General features: G+C 68.9%; 18 protein-coding genes. 9 read left to right on the plus strand and 9 right to left on the minus strand.

From position 1 onward, the window contains the following. Window positions 1-9: 9 nt before the first annotated feature. Entirely contained in the window at window positions 10-1008 is a 999-nt protein-coding gene (locus ACTIFS_RS12655) for an NAD(P)H-quinone oxidoreductase (RefSeq protein ID WP_439574463.1), read from the minus strand. 87 nt (window positions 1009-1095) lie between these two features. Between ACTIFS_RS12655 and ACTIFS_RS12660 the strand changes: the two genes are divergently transcribed. The 6 genes from ACTIFS_RS12660 (at window position 1096) to ACTIFS_RS12685 (ending at window position 5909) form a co-directional block, all read left to right on the plus strand. Further along, window positions 1096-1284, plus strand: coding sequence for a DUF1192 domain-containing protein (locus ACTIFS_RS12660; protein WP_439574464.1), 189 nt, complete (start codon window positions 1096-1098; stop codon window positions 1282-1284). Between the two features lie 351 nt (window positions 1285-1635). Next, window positions 1636-2166 (plus strand): protease adaptor protein RcdA, encoded by a 531-nt coding sequence (gene rcdA, locus ACTIFS_RS12665; RefSeq protein ID WP_439574465.1) that lies wholly within the window; start codon window positions 1636-1638, stop codon window positions 2164-2166. Between the two features lie 189 nt (window positions 2167-2355). Continuing rightward, the gene (locus ACTIFS_RS12670; protein ID WP_439574466.1) at window positions 2356-3102 is read left to right on the plus strand and encodes a YebC/PmpR family DNA-binding transcriptional regulator; all 747 of its coding nucleotides are present in this window, start codon (window positions 2356-2358) and stop codon (window positions 3100-3102) included. 95 nt (window positions 3103-3197) lie between these two features. Continuing rightward, entirely contained in the window at window positions 3198-3989 is a 792-nt protein-coding gene (locus tag ACTIFS_RS12675; RefSeq protein WP_439574467.1) for an SDR family NAD(P)-dependent oxidoreductase, read from the plus strand. Continuing rightward, window positions 3986-4972 (plus strand): small ribosomal subunit Rsm22 family protein, encoded by a 987-nt coding sequence (locus ACTIFS_RS12680; RefSeq protein WP_439574468.1) that lies wholly within the window; start codon window positions 3986-3988, stop codon window positions 4970-4972. Before ACTIFS_RS12675 ends, ACTIFS_RS12680 begins: the two co-directional genes overlap by 4 nt. Window positions 4973-5015: 43 nt before the next feature. Continuing rightward, complete coding sequence (locus ACTIFS_RS12685) at window positions 5016-5909, plus strand: EamA family transporter (RefSeq protein ID WP_439574469.1); 894 nt, start codon at window positions 5016-5018, stop codon at window positions 5907-5909. On the opposite strand, the gene ACTIFS_RS12690 is transcribed toward ACTIFS_RS12685, so the two are convergent. From ACTIFS_RS12690 to ACTIFS_RS12700, 3 genes are all read right to left on the minus strand, one after another. Beyond that, window positions 5896-6987 carry a 5-(carboxyamino)imidazole ribonucleotide synthase gene (locus tag ACTIFS_RS12690; protein ID WP_439574470.1) on the minus strand — a complete coding sequence of 364 codons (1092 nt, stop codon included), beginning with the start codon at window positions 6985-6987 and terminating at the stop codon, window positions 5896-5898. The two genes, ACTIFS_RS12685 and ACTIFS_RS12690, sit on opposite strands and share 14 nt — an antisense overlap. Then, a complete protein-coding gene (purE, locus tag ACTIFS_RS12695) occupies window positions 6977-7501 on the minus strand; it encodes a 5-(carboxyamino)imidazole ribonucleotide mutase (RefSeq protein ID WP_439574471.1) in 525 nt (174 codons plus the stop codon). Before purE ends, ACTIFS_RS12690 begins: the two co-directional genes overlap by 11 nt. Window positions 7502-7649: 148 nt before the next feature. Beyond that, window positions 7650-7865: a YdcH family protein gene (locus ACTIFS_RS12700; protein WP_439574472.1), complete on the minus strand. Its 216-nt coding sequence runs from the start codon at window positions 7863-7865 to the stop codon at window positions 7650-7652. A gap of 252 nt (window positions 7866-8117) precedes the next feature. On the opposite strand from ACTIFS_RS12700, the gene ACTIFS_RS12705 reads away from it, so the two are divergent. Further along, entirely contained in the window at window positions 8118-8300 is a 183-nt protein-coding gene (locus tag ACTIFS_RS12705) for a YdcH family protein (RefSeq protein ID WP_439574473.1), read from the plus strand. Window positions 8301-8420: 120 nt separating this feature from the next. On the opposite strand, the gene ACTIFS_RS12710 is transcribed toward ACTIFS_RS12705, so the two are convergent. Together ACTIFS_RS12710 and ACTIFS_RS12715 are read right to left on the minus strand one after the other, a co-directional pair. Beyond that, complete coding sequence (locus ACTIFS_RS12710; RefSeq protein WP_439574474.1) at window positions 8421-8978, minus strand: cytochrome b; 558 nt, start codon at window positions 8976-8978, stop codon at window positions 8421-8423. After that, complete coding sequence (locus tag ACTIFS_RS12715; protein WP_439574475.1) at window positions 8965-9669, minus strand: RibD family protein; 705 nt, start codon at window positions 9667-9669, stop codon at window positions 8965-8967. Before ACTIFS_RS12715 ends, ACTIFS_RS12710 begins: the two co-directional genes overlap by 14 nt. A gap of 196 nt (window positions 9670-9865) precedes the next feature. On the opposite strand from ACTIFS_RS12715, the gene ribA reads away from it, so the two are divergent. Both ribA and ACTIFS_RS12725 read left to right on the plus strand, forming a co-directional pair. Then, on the plus strand, window positions 9866-10990 hold the full coding sequence (gene ribA, locus ACTIFS_RS12720; protein ID WP_439574476.1) for a GTP cyclohydrolase II RibA: 1125 nt from the start codon (window positions 9866-9868) through the stop codon (window positions 10988-10990). A 131-nt stretch (window positions 10991-11121) separates the two neighbouring features. Beyond that, window positions 11122-13377: a hypothetical protein gene (locus ACTIFS_RS12725; RefSeq protein WP_439574477.1), complete on the plus strand. Its 2256-nt coding sequence runs from the start codon at window positions 11122-11124 to the stop codon at window positions 13375-13377. A gap of 3 nt (window positions 13378-13380) precedes the next feature. Here the strand turns inward: ACTIFS_RS12725 and ACTIFS_RS12730 are convergent, their stop codons facing one another. The 3 genes from ACTIFS_RS12730 to pxpB are packed head-to-tail and all read right to left on the minus strand — an operon-like array spanning window position 13381 to window position 15938. Next, on the minus strand, window positions 13381-14148 hold the full coding sequence (locus ACTIFS_RS12730) for a LamB/YcsF family protein (protein WP_439574478.1): 768 nt from the start codon (window positions 14146-14148) through the stop codon (window positions 13381-13383). A gap of 12 nt (window positions 14149-14160) precedes the next feature. Next, on the minus strand, window positions 14161-15201 hold the full coding sequence (locus tag ACTIFS_RS12735) for a biotin-dependent carboxyltransferase family protein (protein ID WP_439574479.1): 1041 nt from the start codon (window positions 15199-15201) through the stop codon (window positions 14161-14163). Continuing rightward, the gene (pxpB, locus tag ACTIFS_RS12740) at window positions 15198-15938 is read right to left on the minus strand and encodes a 5-oxoprolinase subunit PxpB (RefSeq protein WP_439574480.1); all 741 of its coding nucleotides are present in this window, start codon (window positions 15936-15938) and stop codon (window positions 15198-15200) included. Before pxpB ends, ACTIFS_RS12735 begins: the two co-directional genes overlap by 4 nt. Window positions 15939-15943 lie beyond the last annotated feature (5 nt).

Consider the following 15943-nt stretch of genomic DNA (forward strand, 5'->3'; position numbering starts at 1 on the left):
GCGGCTGGGTCAGGCCGTCAGCACGATCTTGCCGATATGGGCATTGGTCTCCATGCGGGCATGGGCCCTTGACGCCTCGGCAAGCGGATAGGTGGAATCCATCACGACTTTCACCGTGCCGGCCTCGATCAGCGGCCAGACCTTTGCCTTCAGCGCGTCGGCCAGCGCCGCCTTGAAGGCGAGGTCGCGGATGCGCAGCGTGGACCCGGTGAAGGTCACGCGCTTCAGCATGAGCCAGCGCAGGTCGGCCGTCACCCTGGAGCCATTCAGGAAGGCGATCTGCACGATGCGCCCGTCGGCGGCCACGCAGTCGAGGTTCTTCTGCACATAGTCGCCGCCGACCATGTCGAGAATGACCTCGGCGCCCTTGGCACCCGTCGCCTCCTTGACCGCAGCGACGAAGTCCTGCGTTCGATAATTGATGGCGACATCGGCGCCGAGCGCCGTTGCCGCTGCGCATTTCTCGTCCGAGCCGGCGGTGGTCAGCACCCGTGCACCGAAGGCCTTGGCCAACTGGATGGCGGTGACGCCGATGCCGGATGTGCCGCCATGGATGAGGATGGTCTCGCCAGATTTCAGGCCACCTCGGTCGAAGACGTTCGACCAGACCGTGAAGAACGTCTCGGGGATGCCGGCAGCCTCCACCATCGACACGCCCGCCGGCACCGGCAGGGCATTGGTCTCGTGAACCACCGCATATTCGGCATAGCCGCCACCGGCGACCAGCGCGCAGACCTTGTCGCCCAACACGAAGCGCCCGGCGCCCTCGCCGAGCGCCACCACCTCACCCGAAAACTCAAGGCCCGGAATGTCGGACGCGCCCTTCGGCGGCGGATAGCCGCCGGCCCGCTGCAGCACGTCCGGCCGGTTGACGCCGGCGGCCGCCACTTTCACCAGAACCTCGCCGGGGCCAGGCTGCGGCACCGGCCGGGTTTCGGGAACCAGGGCCTCGGGGCCGCCGGGAACCGGAATGGCGATGGCTGTCATGGTGGCGGGAAGGGTGGTCATCGGACATCCTCGTCGGGGTATTGCAGCGCGGCTGTCGGGTGTAGCCTCGCGGCCCGCCAATGGCCAGTCACGACACAGGAGGATGCCATGGACGATGACCTGAAGCCGCGCCCGAAGCCCCCGGTGCATGTCGTTGGACAGGACCTCTCAACCCTGTCCGTGCACGAGTTGAAGGAGCGCGTGCAGGTCCTGAAGGACGAGATTGCCCGCCTCGAGGCCGACATGGCAGCCAAGCAGTCGAGCCGTTCGGCCGCCGAGAGCGTCTTCAGGCTCTGAATCCGCGAATCCTGCAAGGTTCTGCCGGCTGCACCGGCTGGGGTTAACCGGGGGTTAACCTTTCCCCTTTATCACTGGGATCAGTTCAGTTCGCTGGACGCGAGTGGCTCCTGTCCACTCTGTTTGACGCCTCCCTGTATTCCACTTTCAGGCCGCCTCCGGGCGGCCTTTTTTTATCTGTTCCCTTGCGGCCGGTTGCCATGCGCCTCGTCCCGACGCGGGACGGCGCCGTCTGGCACCTGCCTTGCTCGGCACCCCACGTCGTCGCCCGCCGTTTACCTTCGCTTAAGCAAAGGCTTTACTCGGCGGCAGGCCGGCGGCACACCGGGGTCGCCAGGGAGTTGTTGCGTCATGTCGCAGGGAAGTGTTCCGTCCGCCGCCGAGCCGACCGTCGCCTTCGGCGTGCGGCTGGCCAATTCCCCCGCCTTCAAGGACCTGTTCCGCGATGGCATGGCACTGGTCGAGGAGACCGCCGCCTATCTCGACGGTCCCGGCCGCGCGGAAAGCCGCGCGCTCGATCGCGGCCCGGCGCTGGCCTACGCGACCGAAAGCATGCGCCTGACCACCCGGCTGATGCAGCTTGCGTCCTGGCTGCTGCTGCAGCGCGCGGTCAACGAGGGTGAACTCACCCAGGAACAGGCCGCTCAGGAAAAATCCAAGGTTCGCCTGTCCTCGGTGGGCGCTCCGACCCCCCAGGCCACGCTCGACGAACTGCCCGGGGCGCTGTCTGCGCTGATCGGCAAGGCCATGCGCCTGCAGGCCCGCATCGTCCACATGGACCGCCTGCTGTTCGGGTCGTTCGAGCCGGTCGAGACCGTTCCATCCAACTCGGTGGCCGGCCAGATCAACCGCCTGGCCTCAGCCTTCGCCACCAAGGGCTGAACCCGCCACAGGGTCCGGGCACCCCTGAGTGCCCGGCGGCTCGCGCCGGCCTGCCCGCTGCGCCAGCCTTTCTTTCCGTCGCACCCGAGCCTATAAGAGCCGCCGATCCGGAGCCGGCGATCGGCGCGACGCCCGATAGGGGTCCCGAGCCCGGCCCGCCAAGCCGACAAGACTGCCGACGAGGGGCACATGGCCGGGCATTCCCAGTTCAAGAACATCATGCACCGCAAGGGCCGCCAGGACGCGGCCAAGTCGAAGCTGTTCGGCAAGCTGGCGCGCGAAATCACGGTGGCGGCGAAGATGGGCACGCCGGACCCGGCGATGAACCCGCGGCTGCGCGCCGCCATTCTCGCGGCCCGCGCCGAGAACATGCCCAAGGACAATATCGAGCGGGCGATCAAGAAGGCGGCCGGCACGGACGGCGAGAACTACGACGAGATCCGCTACGAGGGCTACGGCCCCGGCGGCGTCGCCGTCATCGTCGAGGCGCTGACCGACAACCGCAACCGCACTGCCTCCGACGTGCGCTCCTACTTCACCAAGGTCGGCGGCAACCTGGCCGAGACCGGCGCGGTGTCCTTCATGTTCGACCGGGTCGGCACGATCGAGTTCCCGCCCGAGGTCGCCGATGCCGATGCCATGCTGGAGGCGGCGATCGAGGCCGGCGCCGACGACGTCGCGTCCTCGGACACCGGTCACGAGATCACGACGGCGGCCGACAGCCTCGCCGAAGTGTCGAAGGCACTGGAAGCGGCGTTCGGCGAGCCGCGCAAGTCCGCGCTGACCTGGAAGCCGCAGAACAATGTCGCCGTCGACGACGACAACGGCGAGAAGCTGCTGCGGCTGATGGACCTGCTCGACGAGCACGATGACGTCCAGAACGTCTATTCCAATTTCGAGCTGTCGGACGCCCTCGTCGCCAAGATGGGTGGCTGAGGCCCGCCGGCAGGCCGCCGCTGCGCGACGACCCCTCCCGCAGTCCCCCGCCATGCTCTAGAAGGTGCGGAGTTCCATCGCATCAGGAGGGCATCATGGGCGCGCTTCAAGGCAAGGTCGCCATCGTCACGGGGGCCGCCCGCGGCATCGGCAAGGCCATTGCCACCCGGTTCGTGCAGGAGGGCGCGGCGGTTGTCCTGTCCGACGTCGCCGTGGAGACCGGGCTCGCCACGACCGCCGAACTGTCGAAGACCGGAAAGGCAGTGTTCATCGGCTGCGACGTCGGCGATGCCTCGTCCGTTGCAGGCCTGGTCCAGGGTGCGCGCGACGCCTTCGGCGGCGACATCGACATCCTCATCAACAATGCCGGCATCGTTCACACGGCCGAGTTCCTCGATCTCGCCGAGGCCGATTTCGACAAGGTGCTGCGGGTCAATCTGAAGGGCTCGTTCCTCGTCGGGCAGGCGGTTGCGCGCCGGATGGTCGAGCAGGTCAAGGCGGGCAGGAAGCCGGGCGCCATCGTCAACATGAGCTCGGTCAATGCCAAGCTCGCGATCGTCAACCAGATCCCCTACTGCGTGTCCAAGGGCGGCGTTCGCCAGCTCACCAACGTGATGGCGCTCGGCCTGTCCGAGCATGGCATCCGGGTGAACGCCATCGGGCCGGGCTCGATCGCCACCGAGATGCTGGCCTCCGTCAACACCGACAAGGCGGCCCGCCACCGGCTGTTCTCGCGCACGCCGCTGCGCCGGCTCGGCGACCCCGACGAGATCGCGCAGGTGGCCGTGTTCCTTGCCTCCGACGCCTCCAGCTACATCACCGGCCAGACCATCTATGCCGATGGCGGCCGCCTTGGGCTGAACTACACCGTTCCGGTCGAGGATTGAGCGCCGCGCTGCCGCCGGCCCTGCGCGCGGGCATCGAGGCACTGGCCGGGCGCTTTCCCGGCCGGGCGCTGGCCGAGGCCAGCCAGCGGCTGTCCGCGGACTATCGTGCAGGGCGCGGCACGCGGTTCATCCATGCCGTCGACACGGCCGCCTATGCCACGGCGCGCCTGCCGGCCACCTATGCCGCCGTCGCCGCCGCGCTGGCCGAGGCAAGCCTGCGGACAGCATTCACGCCCGCCTCCGTTCTCGATCTCGGCTGCGGACCGGGCACGGCCAGCTGGGCGGCGCTGGAGGCCTTTCCCGATGTCGGATCCGTGCGGCTCGTCGATTCCCATGCCGGCATGATCGGCCTCGGCCAGGACCTGGCCCGTCAGGGTCCGCCGGCCCTGCGCGATGCTGGCTGGCGGCAGGCCGGCATCCCGGCCGCACTGGCCGGAGCCGAACCCGCCGATCTGGTCATCGCCTCCTATGCGCTGAACGAGTTGGACGGATCGGAGCTCGACCGCGTGGCAGCGGCCATGCTCTCCCGCAGCACCGGCCTCGTCATCGTGGTCGAGCCGGGCACGAAGGCCGGCTTCGCCGTCATCGGGCGTGTGCGGTCGGCGCTCATCGCCGCCGGCGCACGGCTCCTTGCGCCCTGCCCCAGCAACGGAGCCTGCCCGGTCAGCGCTCCGGACTGGTGCCATTTCTCGGTCCGCCTGCCGCGCCTGCGCGCCCATAGGGCTGCCAAGGGTGCCGACGTGCCCTTCGAGGACGAGCCCTTCGCCTATCTGGTCGCAGCGCGGCCCGAGATCGCCGGCTCCCCTGCCGACGCGCGCATCCTGCGCCCCCCGCGCGCGACCAGGGCCGGCACCGACTTCGCGCTCTGTACGCCTGCGGGCGCCACCCCCATCCATGTTCCGGCGCGCGACCGCGAGCGGACGCGGCTCACCCGCCGGCTCGGCTGGGGCGATGCGTTTCTGACCTGCACCACCGGTAATTGACCGCAGGCCCGTCTCGCGGCGATAGCTCGCTGAAGAGGTTTCCATGCTCGCCTTGCCCGGCCTGTGGGCCGTCTTCACCGTGATTGCCGCTGCCGCCCAGACCGCGCGCAATGCCATGCAGCGCGGCCTGACGGAACGGCTCGGCACCATCGGCGCCACCCATGTGCGCTTCCTCTATGGCTTCCCCTTCGCGGTGCTGTTCTATCTCGTGGTGCGCAACGCGGTGCCGGGCACGGTGCCGGGCGTCAACGGAGCCTTCTTCGCCTGGACCGCGCTGGGAGGGCTCGCCCAGATCGGCGCCACCGCGCTGATGCTGGCCGCCATGCGCGAGCGCTCCTTCGTGGTCACCACCGCCTACACCAAGACAGAACCGGTTCTGGTCGCGCTGTTCGGGGTGGTCCTGCTCGGCGACCATCTGAGCCACTGGGCCTGGCTCTCGATCCTCATTGCGACCGCCGGCATCCTTCTCATGTCCTGGCGGCCGGGTGCCGAGGCTGGCCTCAGGCCCGCCATGCTCGGGGTTGCGGCAGCCGCCCTGTTCGGCATCGCAGCGGTCGGTTTCCGCGGTGGCATCCGTGCGCTGGAGGCCGACAGCTTCATCCTGGCCGCCACGACTACGCTGGTCTGGGGACTGGGCTTCCAGGCGCTCGTGCTGACTGCCTATCTCGCCGTCACCGACCGGCCCGCGCTTGCGGCGATCCTCCGTGCCTGGCGGCCGTCCATCATCGCCGGTTTCCTCGGCGCCTTCGCCTCGCAGTTCTGGTTTCTCGCCTTCGCGCTGGAGACGGTCGCCAAGGTGCGCACGCTCGCGCTCGTCGAGGTGCTGTTCGCCGGCATCGTGTCGGGCGCCATCATCAAGCAGGCGACCAGCCCGCGCGACGGGCTCGGCATCATCCTCATCATCGCCGGAGTGGCGCTGCTGCTCACCCTCGGCTGAGCGTTTTCAGCCTCGTGACATGGCCCATCTTGCGGCCGTCGCGCTGGTCGCGCTTGCCGTAGAGGTGAAGCACCGCGCCGTCCTCGGCAGCAATGGCCCGCCAGGCCTCGACATCGGCGCCGATCAGGTTCTGCATCACCGCGTCGGCATGGCGCTCGGTGGAGCCGAGAGGCAGTCCGGCAACCGCCCGCATGTGGTTCTCGAACTGGGAACAATGGCAGGCAGCCTCCGTCCAGTGGCCGGAATTGTGAACGCGCGGCGCCATCTCGTTGACCAGCAGGCGGCCATCGGCGGTCACGAACAGTTCCACCGCCAGCACGCCGACATAGTCGAGCGCCTCGGCCAGGACCCGGCCCATGCGCACCGCGGCGATGGTGGTCGCGGCCGGGATCTGGGCCGGAACGATGGACGTCCGCAGGATGCCGCCGCGGTGGACATTCTCCACCGGATCGTAGTGGCGCACCTCGCCATCCGCGCCGCGCACGGTCAGCACGGAGATCTCGCGCTCGAACGGAACAAAGGCCTCCAGGATCGCCGGCTGGCGGCCGATGGCGGCATAGGCGGCGGCCGGATCGTCGCCCATGCGGATCACGGCCTGCCCCTTGCCGTCATAGCCGAAGCGGCGGGTCTTGAGCACCGCCGGGCGGCCGAGGCGGGCAAGCGCGCGCTCCAGATCGGCCTCGTCGTCCACCGGTTCGAAATCGGGCACGTCCAGGCCGCAGTCGCGGGCGAAGGTCTTCTCCACGACCCGGTCCTGCGACACCGTCAGTGCCCGCGCTCCCGGCCTCACGGTCAGGCGGCTCGACAGGAAGCGCGCGGCATTGTCCGGAACGTTCTCGAACTCGTAGGTGACGATATCGACATCCTCGGCGAAGCGGGCCAGCGCCACCTCGTCGGAATAGTCGGCCTCGGTGATGCGGCGGACCACGTCGAAGGCTGGGCTTTCCGGCTCCGGTGCATAGACCTGGCAGCGCAGGCCGAGGCGGGCGCCGGCCAGCGCCAGCATCCGGCCAAGCTGGCCGCCGCCGAGAATGCCGATGATCTGGTCGGGACCGACCGACGACCGTTCAGGGTTCATCGCGCGGGCGCTCCGCGATGGCGGCAGTCTGCCGGGCGCGCCAGGCATCCAACCGTCCGGCGAGCGCCGGATCGTTCAGGGCGAGCACCGCACCGGCGAGCAAGGCCGCATTGATCGCCCCGGCCTTGCCGATGGCCAGCGTGCCGACGGGGATGCCGCCTGGCATCTGGACGATGGAATGCAGGCTGTCGACTCCGGACAGGGCCCGGCTCTCGACCGGCACGCCAAAGACCGGCAGCGGCGTCAGCGCCGCCGCCATGCCCGGCAGGTGTGCGGCCCCGCCCGCGCCCGCGATGATGATCTTGAAGCCGGCCTCGCGCGCACCCTTGGCGAAGGCGAACAGCCGGTCGGGTGTGCGGTGGGCCGAGACGATCAGCGCCTCGTGGCCGATGCCGAGCGCGTCGAGCGTCTCGGCGCAATGACGCATGGTCGCCCAGTCGGACTGCGAGCCCATGATGACGGCAACGGGCGGCGTTACCGCGGTCCCTGATCCGCGGGCCTTCGTCTTCGGCATGAAAGGCCTCCCCCAAGGCCGCGCTGTCGTCAGGCGGCCCCCCGAAAGAAGCGCCGGAGCATAGGCAGGCGCCCCTGCCGCGGCAAGAGCGCCCCGGCGGCCACCGGATGTTTACCCCGGCTTAACCGCGCCGCAGACATTCGGGCGATCAGGCGATGATGTCGGGGGTGAGATTGTCCTCGATGAAGGCGATCCGGTCGCGCAGTGCGAGCTTGCGCTTCTTCAGCCGCTGGATCTGCAGCCGGTCGGCCACGATCATTACCGCGAGCGCCTCGATCGCAGCGTCGAGATCGCGGTGCTCCTGACGCAAACGCTCGAGTTCAAGCGTGAATTCGCGCTCTTCGGCCTCGGTCAGAGCCATCATGCACCGTCGGAAGGAAGGGTCGCGCGGTCGCCCCCGCGCTGCCCGCAACTATTGCCGGATGGCCCGCCAAGGGCAAGCCGGAGCCGCCCGGGCGATGCCGGCCCGTTCGCCGCCGGGGGGCGCTTGTCCTGTGAGCCGTAACATTCCGTGACTTTACTTTGCCGTATTCAGGTTCAGACTGGTCCCTGTCCGAGGCGCTTCGGACTTCCGTCCGATCCGCGTCGGCATGGCTCCATTTTCAGGAGGAGATGGATGAGCTTGCAGTCGCACCTCACGGAACTCGAACGGCGTCACCAGGCGCTCGACCGGGAACTCAACAGCCTCATCGCCAGCCCGTCTTCGGGCGATACCGAGATCGCCGAGTTGAAGCGTCGAAAATTGCACCTGAAGGACGAGATCGCTCGGCTGAAGGCCGACAACACGAGTGTGCACTGAAGGAGTTTCCACCGGATCAAGGCCGCGCACGGTGCGGCCGAACCGTTGAACGGACCGCCGGAGGCCGCAAGGCCCCGGCGGTTTCGTTCTCAGGCGCCCGGATCGGACAGTTCGGACAAGTCAGCCCGTCGGCCACATGCGGCGGAACACCCCGTCGCGGATGATGACGAGGTGCATCAGCGCCGCCCCGACATGGGCGAAGACAAGGGCCGTCATCAGCAGCGCCCCGCCCAGATGCACCCGGTAGATGGCCGTGCAGGTGCTCTCCTGGCCCGAGAAGGGTAGCGTCATCGGCACCGTCCAGAACAGTTTGACCGGCCCGTAGCACATGGAGGTGGCCAGCCAGCCCGCGAACGGGACCAGGAAGATCAGCACGTAGAGCAGGTGATGCACCGCCGCCGAGGCGATGCGCTGGACCCGCGTCAGGGTCGGCTCGGGCGGCGGCACGCCCTTCACCCTGCGCACCACGACGCGGGCGATGGCCAGCATCAGCACGATCAGGCCGAAGGACTTGTGCAGTTCGTAGAGATTGTCCTTCAGCGCCGGATTGGCACCCGGATTGGGCGGATAGGGAATGCTGGCCATGTAGAGCCCCACGGGCACCAGGCCAACGATCAGGATGGCCATGATCCAGTGGATGGCACGATGCGGGGCCGAATAGACGTCAGGCTGCGACATGGTCGGGGTTCTCGCTGGCTGCAAACCTCAGATCGCAATCAAACAACACGTCACCATCGGCAAGCGGATGCACATGGGTCGTCGGACGCAAGGCATCGTCCACCAGCGTGATCGGGGGCAGCTCGATCCCCGGAACGCCCGAGCCGATGATCATCGGCGCCACCAGAACATGCAAGCGATCGACGGCCCGATGCTCGAGAAAGAGTGAGATGGTGCGCGCACCACCCTCGACGAGAATGCGCGGGCAGCCGGCTGCCTGGAGCGCCTCCACCATGGCCTGCGGGCAGAGCCCACCGCTGCCGAGCCGGCGCACGAGGATTTCCTCGACACCCGGCGGTGTCGGCTTCGGTTCGGCGCGCAGCACGATCCGGCGCACGCCATCCTCGTTCAGGCAGCGGGCGTTGGCGGGCAGGCGGCCATTGGCGTCGATGACGACGCGCACAGGGCTGCGGCCAGGCACCCGGCGGACGGTCAGCAGCGGATCGTCGGCAACGACCGTGCCGACCCCGACCAATACGGCATCGACCTCGGCCCGCAGGCGATGGAGGTGGTCAAGGGCGGCCCAGCGGTTGATATATTTGGAATGGCCGTTCAGCGTGGCGATGCGCCCGTCCAGCGACTGCCCAAGCTGGGCCACGACGAAGGGTCGGCCCGCAGGCGCCCCGCAGATGGCAGCAAAGGCTGCCTCCACCGTCTGATCCGATAGACTTTCTCCAGCGTATCCCTCACCGTGTAGAGACACGTCAGCTTCCCTGTCTGCACCATTACGCGACAAGGAAGCCTCCCGTGGCGGGCCTGTCACGCTTGTTCGGCATGGTCGGGCTCCCGATATGAAGTCTGCCTTCGCGGCAGGCGTTGGCATTTGCGCGTTGCGTGAAGGCAGTCTTATGACGGATGCGACAGGGATACTAGGCGGATCGGCCGGCCGCTCGCGGGCCGGCGTCGAACGCGCTCTGGCTGATTTTCGCGCGGCGCGGCCGGTCGTGATCCACGACGGGGACGATGCCGCCATCGTGGCCGGCGTCGAGGGCCTGACCGCCGAGCTTGCGGAAGCCCTCACCGGACTTGCTCTCGCCCCTCCCCGCCTGGTGCTGCCGGCCGCCCGGCTGCGCCGGATCGGCATCGAGCGCACGGTTCCGGGGCGCGTGGCGCTGCCCGTCATCGACGAGAAGCGGGTGGTGCAGCTTGCGCTGACGATCGAGGCGCGCATCGATGCGCCGGTCTCCCCTGTCGATGCCATGGACGAGGCGGCGCTCGAACTGGCGCGCCTTGCGCTGACTGTCCCGGCAGTCATCGTCGTGCCGGTCGATCCGGCATCTGCAGGCATCGCCGATCTTCTCGCTGTCACGGCCGCGTCGATCCGTCGCTATCGTGCCGACGAGGCCAAGGCCCTGTCGATCGTCGGGCGCGCGCCGGTGCCGCTGGAAGGCGCGCCGGAGACGGAATTCGTCGTGTTCCGCGGCGGCGAGGGCCTGCGCGACCAGGTGGCGATCATTGTCGGCCGGCCGGACCTGACTCAGACCGTGCCGGTCCGCCTGCATTCGGCCTGCCTGACCGGCGACCTGTTCGGCTCGCTGAAATGCGACTGCGGTGACCAGTTGCGCGGAACGGTCGACTGGATGGCCAAGAACGGCGGCGGCATCCTGCTCTATCTCGACCAGGAAGGCCGCGGCAACGGCATCGCCAACAAGATGCGCGCCTATCGGCTGCAGTCTCTGGGCTGGGACACCTACGACGCCGACGAGGTGCTCGGTTTCGACCTTGACCAGCGGCGCTTCGATTTCGCTGCCGAGATGCTGAAGATGCTCGGCGTCACCAAGGTCGAGGTGATGACCAACAATCCGGTGAAGATCGCCGCGCTCACCGCCGCCGGGCTGGAGGTCGCGGCCGAACGGCGGGTGATCGGCCGGGCCACCGATCACAACATCCGCTACCTTGCCTCCAAGCGCGAGCGCGCCGGCCATGCGATTGACGCGGATGCGCTGCTGGCAAGCCTGACGGCGGGCAATTGACCGGCTCGGGCCTGACCGGCCGACGCCCTCAATTGTCCGCTAATGCGCCGGGTCGCATGCAACCGAAACACTTCATTCCGCGGCAATGGCCCCTCGGCTAGCATCAGGGTCCTCCTGATCCGGACCCCTGCATGCCCGACGACAGCCGCCCGTCCTTCCCGCTCGCCGCCACCCTCGCCCTCTTCGCCTTCGCCTGGTTCGTGCTGGCCGGCCCCTGGCTGTTCGGCGCGGTGACCATCCCGTGGGACGGCAAGGCGCACTGGTATCCCCACCTGTCCTTCGCGGCGCGGGCGTTTCACTCCGGCGAAAGCCCGTTCTGGACACCGAACATCTTTTCGGGCTCGCCGGAGGTAGCCGATCCGCAATCGGCCCTGTTCTCGCTGCCGCTCCTGCTGCTTGCCCTTCTGCGACCCCAGCCGACACTTCTGGAGATGGACTGGGCCATCTATCTGATGCTGCTTGCCGGCGGCTCGGGCGTGATCCTCATGTTCCGCGACCGCGGCTGGCACTGGGGCGGCGCGCTGATCGCTGCCATCGTGTTCGCGTTCGGCATGGCCGCGGCCTGGCGCATCCAGCATCTGGCACAGGTCGTCTCGCTCGCGTGGTTCCCCATCGTCTGGTGGCTGCTGGGGCGGTCACTCGATCGCCGCTCCATCCTCTGGGGGCTGGCGGCAGGGCTTGCAGCCGGCCTCATGCTGCTCGGCCGCGACCAGGTGGCCCTGCTGGCCTGCTACGTGCTCGCGGCCTATGTCGTGACCCACTGGCTCGAGGGGCCGGACCGGGCCGGCCGCTTCACGGCCAGTCTGCTGCCGCTGGCAGCGGCAGCGCTCGCCGCCGGTGTCGTTGCAGGCGGACCCGTGCTGCTGTCGGCGCTCTGGGGCGCCGAATCCAACCGCGTCGTCATCGACATCGAGGGCGCCGGACGCGGTTCCCTGCATCCGGGCCACCTGCTGACCCTGTTCATCGGCAACATCTATGGCGTCTCGGGGCCGCTGGAAGGCCATTGGGGACCGCCGAGCCCGACCTGGGGCGATACCGGCCTGTTCCTTGCCCGCAACATGGGCGTCCTCTATGCCGGCGCCATCCCGCTGTTCCTCGTGCTGGCGACGCTCTGCAAGGGCACGGCCTTCCGCCCGGAGATCCGGTTCGTCACCATCGCCCTCATCGTCATGCTGGTCTATGCGCTCGGCTGGTACACGCCGGCCCTCCATCTGTTCTGGCACCTGCCGGGGGTGTCGCTGTTCCGCCGGCCCGCCGACGCCGTTTTCATGGTCGGCGGCCTGTTTGCCATCCTCGCGGGCTATGGCGCCCATCTCCTGCTCACGGGCAAGCTGCGTACGGGCTGGATCGTCGAAACCGGCCTCGTGTTCCTGGCCGCGATCCTCGCCATCATGCTCATCATCATCAAGCAGCCGCCGATCACCGCGTGGGGGGCGCTGCTGGTGGGCATCGTCACGCTGGTGCTCTCGCTGGCCGTGCTGTCCAATGCCAGGCGCTTCCGGGCGGAACTGGTGCCGCTGGCGCTCGCCGGCGTGCTGATCCAGGACCTTGCCATCACCAATGGCCGCAATGAATCGACCGCGCTGCCGCCCGCAACCTACGACGTCCTGCAGCCCGGCACAGCGAATGCGACGGTCGCCGCCATCCGCGAGCGCGTGGTGCGCGACGGCGACCGGCGCGACCGCGTGGAACTGATCGGCCTCGGCTATCACTGGCAGAATGCCGCCATGGCACAGGGCTTCGAGGACACGCTCGGCTTCAACCCCGTGCGTTCGGCGGCCTATGCCAATCTGGTCGGGGCCGAGGACATCGCCTCGCTGCCAGACCAGCGCCGTTTCCCGCCGGCCTTCCCGTCCTACCGCTCGCCGCTCGCCGACATTCTGGGGCTGCGTTTCGTGGTCACGGGCGTGCCGGTCGAGGAGATTGACAGGTCGCTTGCGCCCGGCGCCCTGGTGCCGGTGGCGAGGACCGCAGAAGCGCACATCTACGAGAACCCGCGCGCGCTCCCGCGCGTGTGGATTGCCGGCACGGCTGCCGCCACCCCGCCGGACCTTGCCACGGCAGGCTATCCGGCCGGGCTCGACCCCCGCACGACCGTGCTGCTGGAGGGCTCCCTGCCGCCATCGCGGGCCGGCGGCGGCACGGCGCGCATCGGGACCTACGCCAATACCCGCGTCACGGTCGAGACCGAAACGGCCGAAGGCGGCGTGCTGGTGCTGGCCGATGCCTGGCATCCGTGGTGGCGGGCGCATGTGAACGGCACCGAAACGCCGATCCGGAGGGCCTATGGTCTCGTGCGGGCGGTGGACGTGCCGCCCGGCAAGGCAAATGTGACCTTCACCTTCGCCCCCCTGCGCGGCGCGCTCGCCCAGCTCGGCTGGCGCTGAGCGTCAAGGCCGAGCGAAGGGCCGGACCGTGACGCCGGCCTTTTCCAGCGTCTCGCGGACCGTGCGGGCCATGGCCACCGCCGCAGGGTTGTCGCCATGGACGCAGATCGTGTCGATCGCCACCTTCAATCGCTTGCCGGTGACGGTGACCACCTCCTGATCCTGAACCATGCGCAGCACCCGGTCGGCCGCATAGGCCGCGTCGTGGATGATCGCCCCGTCCTTCTTCCGGCTGGTGAGGTTGCCGCTGTCGTCATAGGTGCGGTCGGCGAAGACCTCGCGTGCCATGGTGAGCCCCAGCTTCTCGCCGACACGCTCGGTCGGCAGGGTCGGCATCACCACGAAGACCAGCGAGGGATCGACACCCTTCACCGCCCGGCCGATGGCCATGGCGATGTCCTCGTCGTCGTTGCTCATGTTGCCGAGCGCGCCATGCGCCTTCACATGGGTGACCTTGTGGCCGGCCAGCGCCGCGCAGGCCTGCATGGCGCCAATCTGGTAGGCGACCTGCTTCTCGAGGTCCGCCATGCTCTCGCCCCGGATGGTGCGGCGGCCGAAGCCCCAGAGGTCGCCGAAGCCCGGATGGGCACCGATCGACACCCCCTTCGCCTTCGCGATCTCGGCCGTGCGGTGCATGATGATCGGGTCTCCGGCATGCCAGCCGCACGCGATATTGGCCGACGAGACGATGGACAGCATGGCCTCGTCATCGCCCATCTTCCAGGGACCGAAGCCTTCACCCATGTCGGCATTGAGATCGACGCTGGCCATGACGGTCCTCCTTCAGGGCAGGAATTCGAGGCTGGGATCGCCCGCCGGCGCATGGGCGTCGACCCAGCCATCGACGAGATTGACGGACAGCAGGCTCTCCGCATCGAGACCCAGTCCGACCGGCTTCAGGCCCGCGCTGACGGCGGCCAGCATGGCCGCCTGTTCGCGCGCGGCGGCAATCGCCTCGGCCATCGTCACGGCCGCAAAGCGGATCGCGCTGCCCGGCCGGTGCTGGACGAGACGCGGCAGGTCGGCTGAAATGACCGTGGCGATCTTCGGATAGCCGCCGGTGGTGCCGCCATCGGCAAGCAGCACGATGGGTTCGCCCGAGCCCGGAACCTGGATCGCCCCGGTCGGGATGCCGTCGGAGACGATGTTGAAGCCCTTGGCATGCTCGATCAGCGGGCCGTTGAGCCGGTAGCCCATGCGGTCGGCCTGCGGCGAGATCGTATAGGCCTCGCTCAGCAGCGTCTCGATGCCGGCAGCGGTGAAATAGTCGTCCTGCGGCCCCATCACCACCCGGAAGGCCCCGGCATGGACTTTCGGAGCGACCGTGGCCGTCAGATCCGGTCCGGCCGGGACGCCGCCAACCGGTAGCAGTTGTCCGGCCCGGACAGGCTCGCGAAGGACACCGCCCAGCCCGCCGCGCAGGTGAAAGGACTGGCTGCCGAGATCGGCCGGCAGGTCGATACCGCCGGCAACGGCCAGCACCATGAAGGCTCCTGCCCTGGCAGGACCGATGGAGATCGTCCGTCCCGGCTGGACCGTCACCGAGGTCAGCGGCGCGACCGGCTCGCCATCCACCTTGAGATCGGCCGGCGCGCCGGCAAGCGCCACGCGCACCGGACCGCCCTCCACCACGAAGGACCCGCCCATGACCGTGAACTCGATGGCGCCGCGGTCCGGCGGATTGCCGACCAGCATGTTGGCGACCGCCAGCGCCACCCGGTCGGCGGCTCCGGCCGGGCTGACCCCGAAGCGCCGGTAGCCGTGCCGCCCGCCATCCTGGATCGACGTGCCGGCGCCGCAGTCCCTGACCTTGAGAACGGTCATGACGCGATCACCTCGGCGACCGGCTCGCCCGCGGCCGCGCGCGCGTCGAGCGCCTGCCACTCACTCGCACCGATCCGCTCGAAGACCACCTCGTCGCCCGCACCCACCAGGAAGACGGGATCGCGATCCGGCATGAAGTTGCGCACCGGCGTGCGGCCGAGCAGGTGCCATCCCGAAGGTGCCTCGACCGAGGCGAACAGCGCCTGCACTCCGCCGATGGAGACCGTGCCGGCCGGCGTCTTGAGGCGGGGATCGGTGCGCCGCGGCAGGGCGATCGACTGGTCGGCGCCGGAAAGGTAGCAGAAGCCCGGCAGGAAGCCGAGCATGGCCACCTGGTAGATGCGCGCGGAATGCCGGCGGATGACCTCTTCCGGTGTCAGGCCGTGGGCCGCTGCAACCGCCTCGAGATCGATGCCGAACTCTCCGCCATAGACGACGGGGATGCGCCAGCGCTTCGGCTTGCGGCTCGTCATGGTCATGCCGGCGAGGAGGTCGTGGACCCGCTGCTCGAAGGCAGGCATGTCGATGACGAGCGGATCGACCTGGACAAAGACCGAACGGTAGGTCGGCAGGGTCTCCACGACGCCCGGAATGGCCGCGCCCGTCAGCACCGCGTCGAAGGCAAGGCACAGGGCGTTCACCGCATCGTCGATCTCGGTGCCGAACTCGATCGTGACGGCGGTGTCGCCGCACGGCAGGAAGCGCGGGGTCGGGGGGCTGAACGTCGAGCCGCTCATCGCAG

The organism is Phreatobacter sp. (assembly GCF_051860605.1).
Taxonomy (GTDB): Bacteria; Pseudomonadota; Alphaproteobacteria; order Rhizobiales; family Phreatobacteraceae; genus Phreatobacter.

What these genes read in the sequence shown, in the direction of transcription:
- ACTIFS_RS12655 (WP_439574463.1), bottom strand. Translation starts at nt 1,008, where the DNA reads ATGACCACCCTTCCCGCCACCATGACAGCCATCGCCATTCCGGTTCCC.
- ACTIFS_RS12660 (WP_439574464.1), top strand. Translation starts at nt 1,096, where the DNA reads ATGGACGATGACCTGAAGCCGCGCCCGAAGCCCCCGGTGCATGTCGTT.
- rcdA (WP_439574465.1), top strand. Translation starts at nt 1,636, where the DNA reads ATGTCGCAGGGAAGTGTTCCGTCCGCCGCCGAGCCGACCGTCGCCTTC.
- ACTIFS_RS12670 (WP_439574466.1), top strand. Translation starts at nt 2,356, where the DNA reads ATGGCCGGGCATTCCCAGTTCAAGAACATCATGCACCGCAAGGGCCGC.
- ACTIFS_RS12675 (WP_439574467.1), top strand. Translation starts at nt 3,198, where the DNA reads ATGGGCGCGCTTCAAGGCAAGGTCGCCATCGTCACGGGGGCCGCCCGC.
- ACTIFS_RS12685 (WP_439574469.1), top strand. Translation starts at nt 5,016, where the DNA reads ATGCTCGCCTTGCCCGGCCTGTGGGCCGTCTTCACCGTGATTGCCGCT.
- ACTIFS_RS12690 (WP_439574470.1), bottom strand. Translation starts at nt 6,987, where the DNA reads ATGAACCCTGAACGGTCGTCGGTCGGTCCCGACCAGATCATCGGCATT.
- purE (WP_439574471.1), bottom strand. Translation starts at nt 7,501, where the DNA reads ATGCCGAAGACGAAGGCCCGCGGATCAGGGACCGCGGTAACGCCGCCC.
- ACTIFS_RS12700 (WP_439574472.1), bottom strand. Translation starts at nt 7,865, where the DNA reads ATGATGGCTCTGACCGAGGCCGAAGAGCGCGAATTCACGCTTGAACTC.
- ACTIFS_RS12705 (WP_439574473.1), top strand. Translation starts at nt 8,118, where the DNA reads ATGAGCTTGCAGTCGCACCTCACGGAACTCGAACGGCGTCACCAGGCG.
- ACTIFS_RS12710 (WP_439574474.1), bottom strand. Translation starts at nt 8,978, where the DNA reads ATGTCGCAGCCTGACGTCTATTCGGCCCCGCATCGTGCCATCCACTGG.
- ribA (WP_439574476.1), top strand. Translation starts at nt 9,866, where the DNA reads ATGACGGATGCGACAGGGATACTAGGCGGATCGGCCGGCCGCTCGCGG.
- ACTIFS_RS12725 (WP_439574477.1), top strand. Translation starts at nt 11,122, where the DNA reads ATGCCCGACGACAGCCGCCCGTCCTTCCCGCTCGCCGCCACCCTCGCC.
- ACTIFS_RS12730 (WP_439574478.1), bottom strand. Translation starts at nt 14,148, where the DNA reads ATGGCCAGCGTCGATCTCAATGCCGACATGGGTGAAGGCTTCGGTCCC.
- ACTIFS_RS12735 (WP_439574479.1), bottom strand. Translation starts at nt 15,201, where the DNA reads ATGACCGTTCTCAAGGTCAGGGACTGCGGCGCCGGCACGTCGATCCAG.
- pxpB (WP_439574480.1), bottom strand. Translation starts at nt 15,938, where the DNA reads ATGAGCGGCTCGACGTTCAGCCCCCCGACCCCGCGCTTCCTGCCGTGC.